Origin of the sequence: Segatella copri (assembly GCF_019249655.2) — a bacterium.
Taxonomy (GTDB): Bacteria; Bacteroidota; Bacteroidia; order Bacteroidales; family Bacteroidaceae; genus Prevotella.
Genome location: NZ_CP137557.1, coordinates 1,447,974 through 1,465,663 on the forward strand (window position 1 = coordinate 1,447,974; position 17,690 = coordinate 1,465,663).

The 17,690-nt window shown below is 44.9% G+C and carries 15 protein-coding genes; 4 read left to right on the top strand and 11 right to left on the bottom strand.

From position 1 onward, the window contains the following. Positions 1 to 72 precede the first annotated feature (72 nt). From KUA49_RS05515 to pepI, 3 genes are read left to right on the top strand one after another with little or no spacing between them, the layout of a single operon-like run. Positions 73 to 849: a DUF1016 N-terminal domain-containing protein gene (locus KUA49_RS05515; RefSeq protein WP_203050302.1), complete on the top strand. Its 777-nt coding sequence runs from the start codon at positions 73 to 75 to the stop codon at positions 847 to 849. Beyond that, positions 836 to 1,027 (top strand): PDDEXK nuclease domain-containing protein, encoded by a 192-nt coding sequence (locus tag KUA49_RS05520; RefSeq protein ID WP_218412352.1) that lies wholly within the window; start codon positions 836 to 838, stop codon positions 1,025 to 1,027. Before KUA49_RS05515 ends, KUA49_RS05520 begins: the two co-directional genes overlap by 14 nt. 54 nt (positions 1,028 to 1,081) lie before the next feature. Then, positions 1,082 to 1,963 (top strand): proline iminopeptidase, encoded by an 882-nt coding sequence (gene pepI / locus KUA49_RS05525; protein WP_218412353.1) that lies wholly within the window; start codon positions 1,082 to 1,084, stop codon positions 1,961 to 1,963. 482 nt (positions 1,964 to 2,445) lie between these two features. Here pepI and tnpC (KUA49_RS05530) read toward each other — a convergent pair whose 3' ends face one another. The 11 genes from tnpC (KUA49_RS05530) to KUA49_RS05580 form a co-directional block, all read right to left on the bottom strand. Next, positions 2,446 to 4,026 carry an IS66 family transposase gene (gene tnpC, locus KUA49_RS05530; RefSeq protein WP_318331635.1) on the bottom strand — a complete coding sequence of 527 codons (1,581 nt, stop codon included), beginning with the start codon at positions 4,024 to 4,026 and terminating at the stop codon, positions 2,446 to 2,448. 101 nt (positions 4,027 to 4,127) lie between these two features. Continuing rightward, entirely contained in the window at positions 4,128 to 4,475 is a 348-nt protein-coding gene (gene tnpB / locus KUA49_RS05535) for an IS66 family insertion sequence element accessory protein TnpB (RefSeq protein ID WP_118189835.1), read from the bottom strand. Continuing rightward, positions 4,463 to 4,873: a hypothetical protein gene (locus KUA49_RS05540; RefSeq protein ID WP_270532637.1), complete on the bottom strand. Its 411-nt coding sequence runs from the start codon at positions 4,871 to 4,873 to the stop codon at positions 4,463 to 4,465. Before KUA49_RS05540 ends, tnpB (KUA49_RS05535) begins: the two co-directional genes overlap by 13 nt. Before the next feature lie 168 nt (positions 4,874 to 5,041). Beyond that, a complete protein-coding gene (gene tnpC / locus KUA49_RS05545) occupies positions 5,042 to 6,622 on the bottom strand; it encodes an IS66 family transposase (RefSeq protein ID WP_318331635.1) in 1,581 nt (526 codons plus the stop codon). Positions 6,623 to 6,723: 101 nt separating this feature from the next. Further along, positions 6,724 to 7,071, bottom strand: coding sequence for an IS66 family insertion sequence element accessory protein TnpB (tnpB, locus tag KUA49_RS05550; protein WP_218413625.1), 348 nt, complete (start codon positions 7,069 to 7,071; stop codon positions 6,724 to 6,726). Further along, positions 7,059 to 7,469, bottom strand: a complete 411-nt coding sequence (locus tag KUA49_RS05555; protein WP_270532637.1) for a hypothetical protein — start codon at positions 7,467 to 7,469, stop codon at positions 7,059 to 7,061. Before KUA49_RS05555 ends, tnpB (KUA49_RS05550) begins: the two co-directional genes overlap by 13 nt. A 371-nt stretch (positions 7,470 to 7,840) precedes the next feature. Beyond that, the gene (locus tag KUA49_RS05560; RefSeq protein ID WP_218413036.1) at positions 7,841 to 10,237 is read right to left on the bottom strand and encodes a TlpA family protein disulfide reductase; all 2,397 of its coding nucleotides are present in this window, start codon (positions 10,235 to 10,237) and stop codon (positions 7,841 to 7,843) included. 97 nt (positions 10,238 to 10,334) lie between these two features. Then, positions 10,335 to 11,579, bottom strand: coding sequence for a hypothetical protein (locus KUA49_RS05565; RefSeq protein ID WP_218413035.1), 1,245 nt, complete (start codon positions 11,577 to 11,579; stop codon positions 10,335 to 10,337). Positions 11,580 to 11,624: 45 nt separating this feature from the next. Then, on the bottom strand, positions 11,625 to 12,230 hold the full coding sequence (locus KUA49_RS05570; RefSeq protein ID WP_218413034.1) for a hypothetical protein: 606 nt from the start codon (positions 12,228 to 12,230) through the stop codon (positions 11,625 to 11,627). Next, on the bottom strand, positions 12,227 to 12,736 hold the full coding sequence (locus KUA49_RS05575; RefSeq protein ID WP_218413033.1) for an RNA polymerase sigma factor: 510 nt from the start codon (positions 12,734 to 12,736) through the stop codon (positions 12,227 to 12,229). The genes KUA49_RS05570 and KUA49_RS05575 overlap by 4 nt, the downstream gene beginning before the upstream one ends. 228 nt (positions 12,737 to 12,964) lie before the next feature. Next, positions 12,965 to 15,499, bottom strand: coding sequence for a glycosyl hydrolase 115 family protein (locus tag KUA49_RS05580; protein ID WP_218413032.1), 2,535 nt, complete (start codon positions 15,497 to 15,499; stop codon positions 12,965 to 12,967). Between the two features lie 221 nt (positions 15,500 to 15,720). Between KUA49_RS05580 and dnaG the strand changes: the two genes are divergently transcribed. After that, complete coding sequence (gene dnaG, locus KUA49_RS05585; protein WP_203041355.1) at positions 15,721 to 17,682, top strand: DNA primase; 1,962 nt, start codon at positions 15,721 to 15,723, stop codon at positions 17,680 to 17,682. The last annotated feature ends 8 nt before the right edge of the window (positions 17,683 to 17,690 follow it).

Here is a 17,690-nt window from a genome sequence, read left to right on the forward strand (position 1 = left end):
TATATTTTTGCACATTGTAATAAGTGCACATGATAAATGTGATATACATGTCTTTCCAAAACTCCACCGAATATGAAGAATAATGAAACTCAAATGGCGCAAAACAATGACTTCGATGGTCTTGTAGCCCATATTCAGCAAACGCAAGATGTATTGCAGAACAATGCTCGCTTAGTGATTAATCGCCACGTCACAGCCAAGGCTTGGTTGACGGGCTATTATATTGTGGAGTATGAGCAGAAGGGAGCTGATAGAGCAAAGTATGGTGAGCAACTTTTGAAAAGCCTTTCTGAAAGACTTGGTAAAAAGAAGTATAGTGTGACAACATTGAAAATCTATCGTCAATTTTATCAAGTATATTCACACTTGGATAAAGAGGTTGCTGGCTTCTTGTTGTCTCAAAGTCAAATTGGACAATCTGTGACTGACCAATTGCAAATAGCAGATTTAAAGCAAAATAGAATTGGTCAGTCACTGACTGACCAATTTGGAGGTGTTGCAGTCTCTAACAAAATAGCTCCATTGGCAGTAAAGTCAAACTTGCTTTTTAATAAGTTGTCTTTTACTCATTTAGTTGCCATTCTCCCTATTACTGACCCTTTGGAGCGTGCTTTCTATGAGACGATGGCAATTCGTGGCACTTGGAGTGTCAGAGAATTGCAACGCCAGATTGATTCCAACTATTATTTCCGCAGTGGATGGAGTCAAAAGCCTGAGGCGTTGGCTAAGTTGGTGGATGGCAAGGCTGAGACAGATACGCTCGCCCTTGACATCAAGTCGCCATTTACCTTTGAGTTCTTGGGTTTGCAAGCTTGCTTACTATCGCAAGAATATCATGCAGCCAGATGATAATCCCCCAATCGGTATCCTCCTTTGCTCAGCAGTAGGACGAGAAATGGCAGAATACTCCTTGCTCGATTTGGACGAGAGCGTGTTTATCTCCAAGTATCAACTCAATGTGCCTTCAAAGGAACGAATGACAGAGTTCTTGCGTAAGGAAAATGAGGGACTATATAATAAGGTATAGGAGCAGCAAAATTAGATAACACTGTTTAGGTAACAATAAAAACATTTGAAGACAATGGAAATCAAGGAAGGTTATATGCCCTTCATGGGCTATCAAACTTATTATCGTATCGTAGGTAAAACAGAGGAGGGCAAGAGTCCTATCATCCTCTTGCATGGTGGACCAGGCAGTACCCACAACTATTTCGAGCTATTGGATAGGGTCGCGGAATCAGGTAGAGCTGTCATCATGTACGACCAGTTGGGCTGTGGCAACTCATTTGTGGAGGGACATCCCGAACTCTGGACTCCTGAGACTTGGCTCAACGAACTCTGTGCGCTCATCGACTATCTCCACATCGACCATTTTCATCTCTTGGGACAGTCGTGGGGTGGCATGCTCGCCATCATCTATCTGATAGAGAAGCAAGCAAAGGGCGTGAAGTCAGCCATCCTCAGCAGTACCCTTTCGAGCAGCAAATTGTGGGCGAGTGAGCAGCATCGCATGATCAAGTTTATGGCAGAGGAAGACCAGCGAGCCATTGCTGAGGCAGAGGCAAAGGATGATTTTTCGAGCGAGGCATACGCCAAGGCAAACGAACACTTTATGCTCTTGCATTGTGCTGGCGAGGTAACGGAGGATAGTCCAGAATGCCTTCGTAGAAAAAAGCGTGCTGGTGCCGAGGCTTATCTCTATGGTTGGGGACCGAATGAATATACCCCGACAGGTACGCTCCGAGATTATGACTACACCGACCGCTTGGGCGAGATACAAGTGCCATGCCTAGTGATGAGTGGCACCAACGACCTCTGTACTCCATTGGTAGCAAAGACGCTCTACGATGGTATCCAAGATTCCAAGTGGCATCTCTTCGTAGAAGCCCGACACATGCCATTTGCCGAGCAAAATGATGAGTATTGCGAGGTATTGGAAGAATGGTTAGGGGAGAAAGATTAGGCTTCTTCAAACTTTAGAAAAATGGAATTTCATCCAATCGATTGGACAAAATAAAGTAAAACCGTCCAATCGATTGGATGAAATGTACATTTAGTTTGCTATTTTAAACCACAGGTCCCTCTATGCCCTTCGGTTGGTCTGCTTGTGCCCGTTACACGGGCATCCGTAGCCCACCAAGTGGGCATCGACAGCCCCTGTTCTGGGCAACCACAGCCCATAACGCGGGGCAACGAGTGCCCAAATATCGGACTCATTTTTGGGCAATATTCTTTTGATTCTTTGCGATATTTAAAATGTATTTTTGCGATGCTTAAAATGACTTTTTCTGATGTTTAAACAGGTTTAAACTGGCTTTTCTTAACGTTCAAACTGGCTTTTCGCATGCTTTGTATTATCTTTAATGATACTTCTATGTAAACGGCTCCGCGTTTATACCTTGCATAATTCAAAAAAAGTAGTAACAGCTGATTAAACAAATGCTGTTACTGCTTTTTCCATCGGTCAGGAAGTAAGTCTCTATATTTCTCCAGTGGGGTATTCGGTTGCCATTCAATGGTCTTTTCTATGACATCGCTAATGTATTCAAACAGATTGATGCCATTCAACTTGCATGAAATAGCTATAGAATATAGGATAGCTCCCCGTCTTGCTCCTTCGTGCGAGCCAAAGAACATAGAGTTTCTTCTTGATAGTGATATGTACCTCTGGATTCTCTCAATGTAGTTGTTATCGAGAGCCGTATCACCTCTTTTGAAGATGTCACAAATGGCATTATATTCATTAAGGGCATAGCCGACCGCCTGCGCCAAGGTAGACTTGGGCAGCAAATCCTTCCTGGAAGATATTTCCTCCAGTTTCTCCAATAAATCCTGTAAAATGTCTGGTGCGTATGACTGCCGATAGGCAAGATGGTCTTCAACGGTCCATCCATTTACCCCAACCTTATGTTTTTTGTCTTCTCGATAAAATCTGTTGATGATATCTACGACCTTCTGAGCATCCTTGTCCTCCTTGCCGCAGTCGATGAAGTCTCTCTTGACATGCTGTAGGCAGGCGATTCTCATAATGTCAGGATAAGCATCCGACTCCAGTTTCCGGTAAGGAGCATATGCATCACTCTGTATGGTACCTTTATAATCAGAGAATACGTTAAGTATGACCTGCTCAGAACGTGAACCATCCTCATATACGAAGAAGACAAGTCCCAGTTCAGGCGCACTTACAGCCCAGAGGTAGCCTTTCTTCGAACCCTTGTCCGTAGGCTTTGTCTTGGCTAACAGCACTTTATGATATGTCTCGTCTGCCGAGACATAATCCTGCTGCAACACTACTTGGCAGATAGCCTTATAGAAGTTTTCCAGTACATCGGCACTTCTGGCAATCAGCTTGTTTGCCGTAGCTTTCCTTAACGTAAACCCATTGTCGGCAAAGTATTTGGTAATTCGCTCTACCGGCATGGAATAGATGTATCGCATCTGCAGGAGACCTGCTGCAAAGGAAGGTGAATAGGAAGAATTCAACAACAGAGCCGGCGGAGTCTTCCCCGGATACATGATACTTCCATCCGTATAAGTGTTGATGTGATACACGGTCTTGATGAACTTGATGGGTTCCATGCTGTAACGTATACAGGTACGAGTCCCGAAGAGACGCAACGTCTTCAAAAGCTCTGCATCCATGACTGGATCTATCGTAACATGCACTTCTTTCATTTCGTAATGCATGTCACGCTTGGCTCCGTTGTTTTTGCGTGCCTTTCTTTTTTCGGCCTGCTCTTTTTTCTTCTTGTCAAATTCCTCCTGGGGCATCGAGTCTTGTGGATTCTTCTCCTGACGTTCGGACTTCTTGCCTGAAACGAGCTTGCCGAGTGCCTTGTTCTGACGATTCGCTTTGTCTATGGCGATTCCTTTCTGGACGAGTAGTTCTTCTAATGACTTTATACGTATAATGAGTTCGTTGACCTGTAGGGTCAGCGAACTCACTGTAGTATTAGCTTGCTGAAGTTGTTCGTTGGCAAGCTGAAGTTGTTCCTTCAAAAGTACTATAATTTCGTCCTTTGTCATAGTGCAAAGATACGAAAAAATATCGAGATATGCAAGTATTCTTATATATTATTTTTAGTTATTTTATTGATGTACAATATGTTAGAATTTTCCTGCCGCTACTATAGATTGAGTCTCTTTCTATATTTCATGCTTTTTAGGCAAATTCCGCTCATGATGGCCGATAGTGTCCTGTACGGCATTTTGCATTGTTTGTTCTTGGGGTCAAAGAATGGTAATTCAAAGGTTCCTCGCTCCAATCGCTTCTGGTACAGCAAGAAACCATCGCCATCCCACTTGAGCATTTTTACCTGCTGGCGGTTCTTGGAGAAGAAGATGAATACCGCACCACCAAGTGGCGGAAGTTCCATCTCGGTTCTCACTATCTGATACAAGCCATTTATGCCCATGTTCATTCGTACGTATCTCTGGCAGACATAGTACTGGGTACTCTCATTCAATCCAAACATACTGCATCCTCCTTCTCATAAAGTTTCATCAACGCCATAACAGACTTGGCACATCCTTTTTTAACGGAAACCAAAGTTCCATTTGGAAAGGTTATGTTTATGCCATAAAGGAGGTCCTCCATAGGAAGATCTATGGTAGGAGGTTCCATAGGCACGAACATCATGCCTGTACTTGATGCAGATGCTTCTGCTTTTTCTCTGCGGGCTGCCTCCTGGGCTTGGCGGATTTCCTGCTTGGCACGTAAAACTGAATATCCTTTTTCGCACATCCAGTTCATCATGGTGCGATGATTTACATGTCTTTCCTTCAAGAAAGGAGTAAGTTGGGCCTTGGGGTTTCGATTCAGATAGACTAAGAAGGAATCCCAAGCCTTCTCAAAACGTTCGTTTGCTGTCATAATTTGTTTGATTTTAAAATGATGGTGCAAAGGTACGAATAAATGAGAAGACTACAATGGTATAAACGCGGAGCCGCTTACACTTCTATGATTTTTAATGTAAGCGGCTCCGCGTTTATACCTTGCATAATTCAAAAAAAACAGTAACAGCTGATTAAACAAATGCTGTTACTGCTTTTTCCATCGGTCAGGAAGTAAGTCTCTATATTTCTCCAGTGGGGTATTCGGTTGCCATTCAATGGTCTTTTCTATGACATCGCTAATGTATTCAAACAGATTGATGCCATTCAACTTGCATGAAATAGCTATAGAATATAGGATAGCTCCCCGTCTTGCTCCTTCGTGCGAGCCAAAGAACATAGAGTTTCTTCTTGATAGTGATATGTACCTCTGGATTCTCTCAATGTAGTTGTTATCGAGAGCCGTATCACCTCTTTTGAAGATGTCACAAATGGCATTATATTCATTAAGGGCATAGCCGACCGCCTGCGCCAAGGTAGACTTGGGCAGCAAATCCTTCCTGGAAGATATTTCCTCCAGTTTCTCCAATAAATCCTGTAAAATGTCTGGTGCGTATGACTGCCGATAGGCAAGATGGTCTTCAACGGTCCATCCATTTACCCCAACCTTATGTTTTTTGTCTTCTCGATAAAATCTGTTGATGATATCTACGACCTTCTGAGCATCCTTGTCCTCCTTGCCGCAGTCGATGAAGTCTCTCTTGACATGCTGTAGGCAGGCGATTCTCATAATGTCAGGATAAGCATCCGACTCCAGTTTCCGGTAAGGAGCATATGCATCACTCTGTATGGTACCTTTATAATCAGAGAATACGTTAAGTATGACCTGCTCAGAACGTGAACCATCCTCATATACGAAGAAGACAAGTCCCAGTTCAGGCGCACTTACAGCCCAGAGGTAGCCTTTCTTCGAACCCTTGTCCGTAGGCTTTGTCTTGGCTAACAGCACTTTATGATATGTCTCGTCTGCCGAGACATAATCCTGCTGCAACACTACTTGGCAGATAGCCTTATAGAAGTTTTCCAGTACATCGGCACTTCTGGCAATCAGCTTGTTTGCCGTAGCTTTCCTTAACGTAAACCCATTGTCGGCAAAGTATTTGGTAATTCGCTCTACCGGCATGGAATAGATGTATCGCATCTGCAGGAGACCTGCTGCAAAGGAAGGTGAATAGGAAGAATTCAACAACAGAGCCGGCGGAGTCTTCCCCGGATACATGATACTTCCATCCGTATAAGTGTTGATGTGATACACGGTCTTGATGAACTTGATGGGTTCCATGCTGTAACGTATACAGGTACGAGTCCCGAAGAGACGCAACGTCTTCAAAAGCTCTGCATCCATGACTGGATCTATCGTAACATGCACTTCTTTCATTTCGTAATGCATGTCACGCTTGGCTCCGTTGTTTTTGCGTGCCTTTCTTTTTTCGGCCTGCTCTTTTTTCTTCTTGTCAAATTCCTCCTGGGGCATCGAGTCTTGTGGATTCTTCTCCTGACGTTCGGACTTCTTGCCTGAAACGAGCTTGCCGAGTGCCTTGTTCTGACGATTCGCTTTGTCTATGGCGATTCCTTTCTGGACGAGTAGTTCTTCTAATGACTTTATACGTATAATGAGTTCGTTGACCTGTAGGGTCAGCGAACTCACTGTAGTATTAGCTTGCTGAAGTTGTTCGTTGGCAAGCTGAAGTTGTTCCTTCAAAAGTACTATAATTTCGTCCTTTGTCATAGTGCAAAGATACGAAAAAATATCGAGATATGCAAGTATTCTTATATATTATTTTTAGTTATTTTATTGATGTACAATATGTTAGAATTTTCCTGCCGCTACTATAGATTGAGTCTCTTTCTATATTTCATGCTTTTTAGGCAAATTCCGCTCATGATGGCCGATAGTGTCCTGTACGGCATTTTGCATTGTTTGTTCTTGGGGTCAAAGAATGGTAATTCAAAGGTTCCTCGCTCCAATCGCTTCTGGTACAGCAAGAAACCATCGCCATCCCACTTGAGCATTTTTACCTGCTGGCGGTTCTTGGAGAAGAAGATGAATACCGCACCACCAAGTGGCGGAAGTTCCAGCTCGGTTCTCACTATCTGATACAAGCCATTTATGCCCATGTTCATTCGTACGTATCTCTGGCAGACATAGTACTGGGTACTCTCATTCAATCCAAACATACTGCATCCTCCTTCTCATAAAGTTTCATCAACGCCATAACAGACTTGGCACATCCTTTTTTAACGGAAACCAAAGTTCCATTTGGAAAGGTTATGTTTATGCCATAAAGGAGGTCCTCCATAGGAAGATCTATGGTAGGAGGTTCCATAGGCACGAACATCATGCCTGTACTTGATGCAGATGCTTCTGCTTTTTCTCTGCGGGCTGCCTCCTGGGCTTGGCGGATTTCCTGCTTGGCACGTAAAACTGAATATCCTTTTTCGCACATCCAGTTCATCATGGTGCGATGATTTACATGTCTTTCCTTCAAGAAAGGAGTAAGTTGGGCCTTGGGGTTTCGATTCAGATAGACTAAGAAGGAATCCCAAGCCTTCTCAAAACGTTCGTTTGCTGTCATAATTTGTTTGATTTTAAAATGATGGTGCAAAGGTACGAACAAATGAGAAGACTACAATGGTATAAACGCGGAGCCGCTTACTTTTTAATGATACTTCTATGATACTTCTTTCTACTTTTTGTAAGAAATCTCATTAGTTATAAATATCTTTATATCAACAATATAACGTGATATTTGCAGCTAAAAATGAGACTATGAGACTTTTTTTTTCTAAAAAAAATATACGTGTGCGAAAAAGAGGATTATTTCTTTTTTGCATCATCATAGGGTTATGGCAACATCATCCCGTTATGGATGTTTGGCATGCTCTATTGATAGATAATCCTTGATTACAGAAAAGATGACCCCGCATTTTGCGAGGCCATCTTTTTTTATTTACTCAGTTCCTTGATGATTTTCTCCAGATTGTCAAGCTGGCGGGCATCCACTTTCACATCTACCAGATTTCCTTCCTTGTCGAAGAGGCGATAGGATGGGAAGGAGCGAATGTTGAGATAGTTCTCGATGGCACTCTGCTGAGCCGCTGGCAAATTGTAGTGGGCGATATTGTCGCCAACCAGATTATTCAGTTTGATGAGATTTTTCCATGACTCTTCAGGACTGTTGCTTGCCATGTAAAGATATACCACATCGTATGGTGCCAGGCGTTCGAACTCTTCCTTCGAATGGGCTAGAGCCATCTTGCACGGGGCACACCAGGTTCCCCAGACATCCAGCAATACAAGCTTTCCCTTATAAGGCTCCAATATATGGCGAAGAAGCTTCTCCCCATCGCTCATATCCTGCGGAGCTGTCTTGATACTGGCAGTAATGTCCCTGTTCTGCAAAGACAGGTACTTACGGTGTTCTGCCAATACTTTTTCCCTGATAACTTCAGAACTGATGCTGTGTTCAGCCATGTCAAGTCCATAACTATTGAGTGGCATGGCAAGTCGTTCCAACATCTCAAGAAAGGCTTTGGAGATGATGACATCTTTCTGCTGCTGGCTGCACCCCATGTTATCAGCTATATGCTGGGCATAATATACATCGAGGAGAGGAGTCTCATCCTTAAGCATCTTGGCAATATCTTCTCTTCCAATGATAGCCGTAGCGCGCTTGGCAAGGGCTGAGTTGGAAAAAGCATTTTCTATTTTCTCCTGCTCCCTGGCATCTGTCGTCTGATATTGCTTGATAGTCATGCTATCCAGATTCTTAGCCCATTGTTCCACCGTAGCAATTTCTGAATCGGTTATCGCAATATCCCCCTGAGCCTTGTGCTTTCTCAACAGTTCCGGATAATAATTGGTGAATAAGAATCCATAGGTCTTCCCCATGGGTGTACTGTACTTTAATCTTACTTCCTGGAAGATGAGATCTTTAGTCAGCGCATTATAGTCACGAAACTGAGTATAAGGCTGCGGAATCTCCTTCCATATTTTTTCCACTTGGCTCACATATTCCTGAGGGAAAACATAGTCTTTCACGTGATATGCTCCTTGCAAGATATCCGAAGCATAAGTGCAGAGAAGGTATTGAGCCGCATACTCCTGATAACATCTGGAAATAGATGCCGATTTTTCTATCTGTTTCCGTAAGTTCCCTTCAGCCTCCTTATATCTGGATTCAAGAATCTGCATCATCTCCTGGGCTGGAACCTTATTTTCATACTTTCCTGCATATTCTGCGTCAATCATTGGAATAGGATGCGCGAGCAGTTCGTTTTGCAAGCGGCATTTTTTGCCCATGAAGATGGAATGTCCAGACTTGAAGTCATAGAGCAGATAATAGGTCTCACCTGGCTCCAATACCGTGTTGATATAAGTATGTTTCCAGTCCATGAAAACCTCGGTAGAGTTGATGAGAGGCACTTTGATCTCAAATCTGCCAAGAGAATCGAGCTTGCTATAATTGCTCACTTCCTTGAATGTGTAAAAGAGATCATAATACTGCACACTATACTCCTGCCCTCTATCCCAAAGTTCCTTAGGCATATTTCTGAGCCATCCCACAACAATAGCCGTATCGGGCTTGTTATGAGTATCCTTCAGACATGTGGTCTCATCTTTCTGCGGATAATCCGGAAGGATGGAAGTGGTAATGAGCGAATATTCTGCTTTCTTGCCGTTGATGCTCATCGTGCGCTTGCCATGTTGAGACTTGTCGATGTTGACAGCCAGGTCGCTCTTGCCATCGGTAAGGATGAAAGAGTACTTGTCGCCCTTCTGATTCTTCTGCTTGTATTGCCAGTAACGGCAGTCGTAGATGGCGAAATCATCGTAGAATCCTATCTCCCAATCGCCGGTCGCATCGTTTCGCCAAAGCGAGGAGAAGAGCTGTTTGATACGGGTATCGATACTCTCGATGCCAAATATCTTGAAGTTCTCTTTGCCGTCACCTTCCAGGAAGTCAAACTTTCGGGTCTTCTTGGGGAGCGGTGCGAAATGGAAGACCACATCCTCCTTGCCTGAACTAGGCATATAGTGTTCTTCGTCAAGTTTCAGTCCGTCACAGCTCTTGACGAGATATTTCTTGCCATCAGCAAGGAGATAGGTTTCCTTCACAAACTTTACCCAATAGTGTGGGCGAAAAGTGATGTGCATGAACACTCGTGTTTCATCATCTGCGAATTCCACACGATAGATGTTGAGTTGAGATTGAAAAGGATCATTAAATAGCTGGTTCGATTCAGCTATCGGCTGTTCCCAGACAATAGGTTTCTTGCCATTCCCTGCCCAGCAAGTGCAGAGCCAGATGGCTGCAATAAGTACACAAAAGATTCTTTTCATAATTCGATTATTTTATTGGATTGATACTATTTAAAGCAGTATATATTAATTAGTATAACGTTACTTAACTGACCCCACTTTAAACAGGCCTTACTTTTTAAAGTGGGGGCAATAATTTATTGTTCATATGCTTTTTGATAAAGCGACCCACATGATTCTCTTGTAGAGTTGTTGGGAGGGCTTTGAATATTTTCTTTTGATTCGAAGAACCTTTTATCAAATGCTGATAGAACAGATAGCAGATGATGCCAGGAGAATGGATATTGCTGAGTGCGTAAGCCGTATACTTGCGCTCGTCCCAGCCATCATGGTTTTTGCTTTCCTCTTCCACCCACTGCTTATAGAAACTTGATCCTGTGAGGCTGTAGTAACCATTGTGTACGCTTAGCTCTGCTATCTCTCCTGGTACAAAAGGAATGTCTATCCATTCCGAGCAGATGGTTCCATCTTTCATCAGTGCTCTCACTCTTCCCATGGTAATGTCCTTCAGGTCGTGCTTGTATGAGAAGTTAGTGCCGTTGGTAGCCACAAGGATGGGTTCTACATACATGTCTGTTTCGTCTTTGTAACAGATAAAATAGCCACGGTCCCAAAGTTCAGGGTCACGCTTGCCAATAATCTCAAAGTTGCCTTTCAGGTTGGTCTGAGCATCTTTAAGCATCTTGGTCAACTGCTCATTAGGTACTTCTTTTTCTTCTTTAGTCTCTTCTTTAGGAGCTGCCTTTTCTTCTTGGGTGTCTATTGGGGTAAGAACACCTGTATAGTGGACGGCATTATATGGTTGCTGTTTTATTTCGTCAGCTACGCGGTGCTTGTTTAAAGGAGCTTTTCCTTCTACGATGCAGATGTTTCCTTCATAGCCTTTTTCGTTAACCCAACCATTCTCTACGATATGGTCCCATTCTATGGCACAGACTCTGCGCATGCCAGAGTGCCCCATTTGTTGGCGATTGATAAGGACGCTATATGCCGAGAAATTTCCAACCATAATAAGGTCGTTGCCTACAGATATGTCAAAGTTCATCCATGTTTCAAGTGGGTTGTTGTTTCCATCTACCATATAGTAAAAGTCAGTTACAGGCTGATTGCAATCTTTTTGAAAAGCCTTGTTGATTCTGTCCAGTTCCTTGAGAAACTCGTCTTTCTTGAGAGTTTTAAAGCGATATTTTTTCCAACTCCATTGTGCTGTGTCACCAACCTCATTTTTTGCTCCTGATTGATTTATGGTGAACGCCTTGTTGCTTACCAATTTCTCCAAAGCCTCTTTGAAATAAGACTTTTGTGCCTGTGCTCCCATTGATGAGAACATCATGAGCAATAAATATATGATATACTTTTTCATGTTATTTGTTCTTTAATGTTTATACCTTAATTATATATACTTTCTTTAGAGTTTAACGGTGATTCGCCGTATTTGTTGGCGGTCATCCTCACTTTGCACGGCATTGCATGTAGTGGCTTGAACCTCTGCTGTCTGCATTTTGAAAAGATGCTCTTTGGGCAAGGTTGACATAGGGAAGAGTACCGGACCTTTTTCTTCGGTGTCTGGCATGTCATCTCCAAACTCAGCTTTAGGCTTAGCCTCCCTTTTGGGAGCATTGAGCTTGGCGAAAGTCTTTTTCTTCTCGTATGTTCTGCTCTCTTCTGTGATGGCTTTTTCTGCTGTATTTTCCTTTTCTGCCGTCAAACTCTTTTCTTGCGTCATAGCTTTTTGCATCGGCTGTGTAGCCTTTCTCACAGCCATTGTCGCATTGCCAGACGCAGAAGTGGTATCCTTGGGTGGTTGCAGGATGATAGCGATGATGCCAGCCACGCATGCTGCGCAAATCCATGGAAAGATACGCAAGGTGCGATGGCTGACCAAGCTCTTCCTTGCCTTCTCTATTACTTGTTGCTTGGTTTGGGAGGAGGCATGGAAATCACATTGAGGTTGGAGCAGTTGCTCTATATCCTCAAATCCTTTGTCATTATGGATGTTCATTTGATCTTTCATATATTTTTCTCCTTTCTGAGTCGTTGTTGGATATGTTGGATGGCATAGCGATAGCGAGATTTCACGGTAGCTTCTGGTATCTCCTCCAGTTCGGCTATCTCCCGGAACGTCAAGTTGTCGTAACATTTCATTCTTACGATTTCCGCTTGCTCCTGTGGAATATCTTCCAGCAGTTTTGATATTCTGAGAAATTCCTCGTGTATTTGTTTGTCATCATTGCTGGTAGGCATGCTTGCAGCTTCATTGATAGCTATGATTTGCGGACGATTTTTGCGCAAGTAGTCTCGGCATGCGTTGCTAACAGAGCGAATGATGTAGCGGTCCAACTCTTCCACTTGTTGCCCTTCTTTCAGTTTCTTGAAAGCTGCAAGCAGCACCTCTTGCACAATATCTTCTGCATCCTCACGTTGCCCGATTCGAATATAGGCAAAACGAAATAGCCAGTCTTGCCGATTGTCGACAAGACTCTCCAGTTGTTTTATGAGTTTTGGGTTGCCTATATTCATTCGTTTCTTGTTTTTATGTTTCTAACTTTACTCATATAAACGTATATTTCTCAAAAAAGATTTAAAAAATACTCTTTTTTTTCATTTATTTGTTACTATTGTGATTGTTTATGTAAAAATGAATGCTACGAAGTATGGAACATAAGAAGATAGTGATAGTTTGCGTAAAAAGAATAGGCACGCATCCTTTCGTGGGTGCGTGCCTATACCTTTTATTATATGCTACCTTTAAATCACCTTGACACTCTTTTTTCCTCCTCTTCCATCAATCACGATTTTCTCGAAAACGATGGCTGGGTCGTTAGGAGTGAGGGTGAGGCTGTGGATGCCATCGGCAGTAGCCGGCAGTTCCAACTCTATCACTTGATCCACGATGCGAGTGGCTATCGTTGGATAATAGATATTGTAGATGTTCTCCGGCTTCTCGTTCAAATCTTTGTTGAAGTTAACCTCTACAGGAGAAGCGCCATCTAAACTTACACCATAGGTTAAGCCGCCCTTGTTGAGATAATCCAAGGTTGATTTGGTAATCACATGAATGCGAACCTTCTGCTTGCCGTTAGAAGCATTGCTATCCGAAGCCTTCTCGGCTTTCAGCTTAAACTTGTAAGTGATGCTAGCTCCCTTTACACTCTTGGTATATGGCATCAGAGTCATTGCCGATACGCTTTTGCCCATGAATGGAATCTCTGTCCATTTTGCCTCGGTAGCATCCGTCTTGCTGTTGTAGTAAGGAGCTTCGATTTCTACCACGCCGTTGTTTTCGCTGATGATGACGCCATCCTTGGTGGATACTCGGAAGAGCTGCGGACAGGTGTCCTTCTCGAAGGCATCGTTCCATGATGTGTAGCCGATATGCTTCTGGGTCATCATGCCGTTCCACTTGCCGCCAGCCATCTTGTGGTTGTAATAATCGCAGATGATTGAATCGCGCTTGAAGAAGCGCTCGCACTCGTCCGCCCACACATTCGCTTTCGGATTGCCCTGCTTGTAGAGGGCGTTGTTCTGTGCCTGGGCAAAATACATCTGGTGCAGATTGCTCATCACCTCGATAGGGAAGAGGATGATCTGGCGATAGGCATCGTGATAGGATGCCGGCAGACTGTTGTACTGGCGCAGCGCATCGGCTTCGAGTTGGAGATACTGGTTTACCACCTCCTGCCATTCGCCGTTCTCCAGACTGTAGGTGTTCTTGTCGAGCATCTCAGGGGTGCAGCGACCATTATATTTGCAGATAAGATTCAGAATGCGTGCCGCCTCATCTGCCTGCAATTCGCCAAACTGCTGGGCGCACCAGTTGCGGGTATGACGGGTAATGTTGTTCGCATCGTATTTGCGAGGATTCCAGGCCATGTCCATAAACTGGCTGATAGGATATTCCATCGGCTTGAGGTCGCCCACGTTGAGAATCCAGAGACGGTCGATGCCGTTCTCGTAGGCAAGTGTCAACTGCTCCCAAGGGTTCTGCACAGGGGTAACATTGAGCATCTTCGAGTTTCTTGGCGCACCCACGTAATCTACGTGATAGTACAATCCCCAACCGCCCTTGTGCTTGCGTTCCTTAGCGTTAGGCACACGGCGTACGTTGCCCCAGTTGTCATCGCAGAGCAGCAGGGTTACGTCATCAGGCACCTTCATACCCTTGTCGTAGTAATCCAGCACCTCTTTATATAACGCCCATACCTGTGGGGTCTCGCTTGCCTTCTTTCCCGTTACATCAGCGATAATCTTGCGCTGGTCGTTGATGATGTTGGTCATCAGTCGTGTGTCAGCCTCGTCGCTCATCGCCTCGTCGCCGTCGCCACGCATGCCGATGGTTACAATCTGTTCGGTACCCTTCATGCGTTCGATGCCTTCACGGAAGAATTTCTGCAGGTTTTCCTTGTTCTTCTGATAGTTCCAAGGTCCCCATCCCTTGCGGTTGCGGGCATATTCCTGGTGGTTGCGAGCCATCGGCTCATGGTGTGAGGTGCTCATCACCACGCCCATCTCGTCGGCTGTCTTCTCGTTCTCCGGGTCGTCGGCATAGAAAGCCCAGCCCCACATGGCTGGCCACATCATGTTACCTCTCAGTCGCAATACCAGTTCAAAGACGCGCTGATAGAATCGGTGGTCTCCATAATCGGTGCCGTATGTATTCTTCACCCACGAGGTGAGGCAAGGTGCTTCGTCGTTGAGGAAGATGCCACGATATCTGACGGCTGGTTCGCCATCGGTATAGACACCCTTGTTTACGAAGATGGAATCGTGATGAGCTATGGGTACGTCAGCCCAGTCATACCAAGGCGATACACCCATCTGCTGTGAGAGTTCGTAGATGCCGTAGATGGTGCCTCGGCGGTCGCTACCTGCGATGACGAGCTGACCATCTACCACGGTGATGATGAATTTCTCCCGTTTTCCTTTCAACAGATTTCCATTGATGCGCTTCTGGCGGATGAGCTGGTCGATGGCCGCAGAATGGCCGATGGTACCTACGAGGATGGTAGGTTTGCCGGCAGCATCCTTGTCTTTCAGTCCGGCATCGGAGGTAAGGACAGCCTTGCTTCCGCTCACCTTCATGATATCCTTGACCAGGGCATTGGCTGCATAGCTCACACCTTTGCAGTCGTTGGCATCCATATAGATTTCTACCTTATTATCACGATTGATGAGTAAGTCGCCTTTCTGGAAGGAGACAAACTGGTCGGCTGCGCTCATGCCTAAGGATGAAAGCAAAGCCATGCTCACGAAGAAAATCTTCTTGTTTTTGTTTAGCTTCATACTTTGTAATGTGTATAGATGTTTGTAGTTCAACTTATTATTGTCGGGTGCAAAGGTATGGAATATTCGTTGATTTTACTTTGTTTTCTGTAGTCTTTACTTTCTTATTTGTTTCATTTTCATGTTTCTTGTTGTTTCTTTTTGTGTTTTCACAGAAAAATAGTACCTTTGCACATTAATAATAGGATAGAAAATAGAAATATAAATATAGGAATAGAAACATGATAGACAAACCGACCATAGCCCGTATTATGGACTCCACCAAGATAGAAGAGGTGGTGTCTGAGTTTGTCACGCTCAAGAAGCGAGGCATCAACTATGTCGGACTCTGTCCTTTCCATAACGATTCCCATCCTTCTTTCTCCGTGTCTCCAACCCGAGGCATCTGCCATTGCTTTACTTGCGGCAAGGGCGGAAATGCCGTCAACTTCCTGATGGAGCTGGAGCAGATGACCTATCCCGATGCCCTTCGCTGGCTTGCCAAGAAGTATAACATCGAGATTCAGGAGCGGGAGATGACCAGCGAGGAGAAGCAGCGCGAGAGTGAACGGGAATCCATGTTCATCGTCAACGACTGGGCTGCGAAGTATTTCCAGGACATTCTTCAGAATGATGTGGACGGACGTGCCATCGGTATGCAGTATTTTCGCAGTCGTGGATTCCGCGATGACATCATCCGGAAGTTCCAGTTGGGATTTGCGCTTCCTCAGCGCACAGCCCTTTATGATGAGGCTGTGAAGAAGGGATACAATCCGAAGTACCTGGTGAGCACAGGTCTTTGCTTCAAGGTGGATAAGGACGAGGAGAACAACAGGAGCGGGCAGGATAAGTATCTGGATAGATTCTCGGGGCGTGCCATTTTCCCGTGGCTCAGTGTGAGTGGCAAAGTGGTGGCTTTCGGTGGACGAGTGCTCGATACCCGTACCAAGGGCGTGAGCCAGAAATACGTCAACTCGCCGGATAGCGAGATTTACCATAAGGAAAGAGAACTCTATGGTCTTTATCAGGCAAAGAAGGCGATAGCCAAGGAAGACTGCGTATACATGGTGGAGGGATACACCGATGTGATTTCCATGCACCAGTGCGGCATCGAGAATGTGGTGGCAAACTCGGGTACTGCCCTGAGCATCCACCAGATTCGATTGCTCCATCGATTCACCAGCAACATCGTGCTCCTTTATGATGGCGATGATGCCGGTGTGCACGCTGCATTGAGAGGAACCGATATGCTGCTGGAGGAGGAGATGAACGTAAAGGTGCTCTTCCTGCCGGATGGCAACGATCCGGATAGCTTTGCCCGCAACCATACGGCGGCGGACTTCAGAAAATATATTGAGGATCATCAGGTAGACTTCATTCAGTTTAAGACCGATTTGATGCTGCGTGGGGTCACCGACCCCGTGAAGCGAAGTCAGGCTATCAACAGCATCGTGGAGAGCATCTCGAAAATCAAGAATCAGATTACCAGAGCCTCTTACATCACCGACTGTGCTCATCGGCTCGGCGTGAACGAAGCCATCATCGTAAATGCCCTCAATAACTTTGTGCGCAATGGCATGAGCGAGCAGGTGAAGGCTGAGCGCAGGGCGGCTGGTCTTCGTGACCCTAAAGCCACATCGCCTCAGCAGGGCATGCAGCAGGCGCTTCAGGGAACCACACCGCTGGATAAGCTCCTGGAAGTGGAAACCCTGCTGGTTCAGGTGGTCATTCATCATGGTGACAAGACTATCGTAGTGCAGGATGTGGATGGCAATAATGTGGAGTTGCCGGTGGCGCAATACATCAGTCTTGATCTGGCTGGCGATGATTTCAAGTTTCATAATGAACTCTACAATCAGATATTGCAGGAAGCTGTGGAGCATGTGGAGGAAGAAGGATTTGTGGCAGAAAACTATTTCGCCAATCATCCGAACCCGGAAATCAGTCGCATAGCCGGTTTGCCTACCGGCGACCAGGAGGTTTCTACGGTTAGTCTTCAGCTCAAGATGAGTCAGGAGAAACTGCGCCAGCTGGTGCTCAAGGATCTGCTCAGTTTCCGCACCCATTACATTGCCCAGCGAATCATCGAGGTGCAGCAGGAGTTTGCCAGGAATCCTACCAACAGGGAACTGCTTGAGGAGTTCATGAAACTCAAGAAGATGAATACCCTCCTGGCAAGTCAGACCAACTCAGTGTTTAATTAGATAAAAAA

Bases quoted from the DNA above. Each gene is read 5' to 3' on its own strand.
- KUA49_RS05515 (WP_203050302.1), top strand. From the start codon at position 73: ATGAAGAATAATGAAACTCAAATGGCGCAAAACAATGACTTCGATGGT.
- KUA49_RS05520 (WP_218412352.1), top strand. From the start codon at position 836: ATGCAGCCAGATGATAATCCCCCAATCGGTATCCTCCTTTGCTCAGCA.
- pepI (WP_218412353.1), top strand. From the start codon at position 1,082: ATGGAAATCAAGGAAGGTTATATGCCCTTCATGGGCTATCAAACTTAT.
- tnpC (WP_318331635.1), bottom strand. From the start codon at position 4,026: ATGACAAAGGACGAAATTATAGTACTTTTGAAGGAACAACTTCAGCTT.
- tnpB (WP_118189835.1), bottom strand. From the start codon at position 4,475: ATGTTTGGATTGAATGAGAGTACCCAGTACTATGTCTGCCAGAGATAC.
- KUA49_RS05540 (WP_270532637.1), bottom strand. From the start codon at position 4,873: ATGACAGCAAACGAACGTTTTGAGAAGGCTTGGGATTCCTTCTTAGTC.
- tnpC (WP_318331635.1), bottom strand. From the start codon at position 6,622: ATGACAAAGGACGAAATTATAGTACTTTTGAAGGAACAACTTCAGCTT.
- tnpB (WP_218413625.1), bottom strand. From the start codon at position 7,071: ATGTTTGGATTGAATGAGAGTACCCAGTACTATGTCTGCCAGAGATAC.
- KUA49_RS05555 (WP_270532637.1), bottom strand. From the start codon at position 7,469: ATGACAGCAAACGAACGTTTTGAGAAGGCTTGGGATTCCTTCTTAGTC.
- KUA49_RS05560 (WP_218413036.1), bottom strand. From the start codon at position 10,237: ATGAAAAGAATCTTTTGTGTACTTATTGCAGCCATCTGGCTCTGCACT.
- KUA49_RS05565 (WP_218413035.1), bottom strand. From the start codon at position 11,579: ATGAAAAAGTATATCATATATTTATTGCTCATGATGTTCTCATCAATG.
- KUA49_RS05570 (WP_218413034.1), bottom strand. From the start codon at position 12,230: ATGAAAGATCAAATGAACATCCATAATGACAAAGGATTTGAGGATATA.
- KUA49_RS05575 (WP_218413033.1), bottom strand. From the start codon at position 12,736: ATGAATATAGGCAACCCAAAACTCATAAAACAACTGGAGAGTCTTGTC.
- KUA49_RS05580 (WP_218413032.1), bottom strand. From the start codon at position 15,499: ATGAAGCTAAACAAAAACAAGAAGATTTTCTTCGTGAGCATGGCTTTG.
- dnaG (WP_203041355.1), top strand. From the start codon at position 15,721: ATGATAGACAAACCGACCATAGCCCGTATTATGGACTCCACCAAGATA.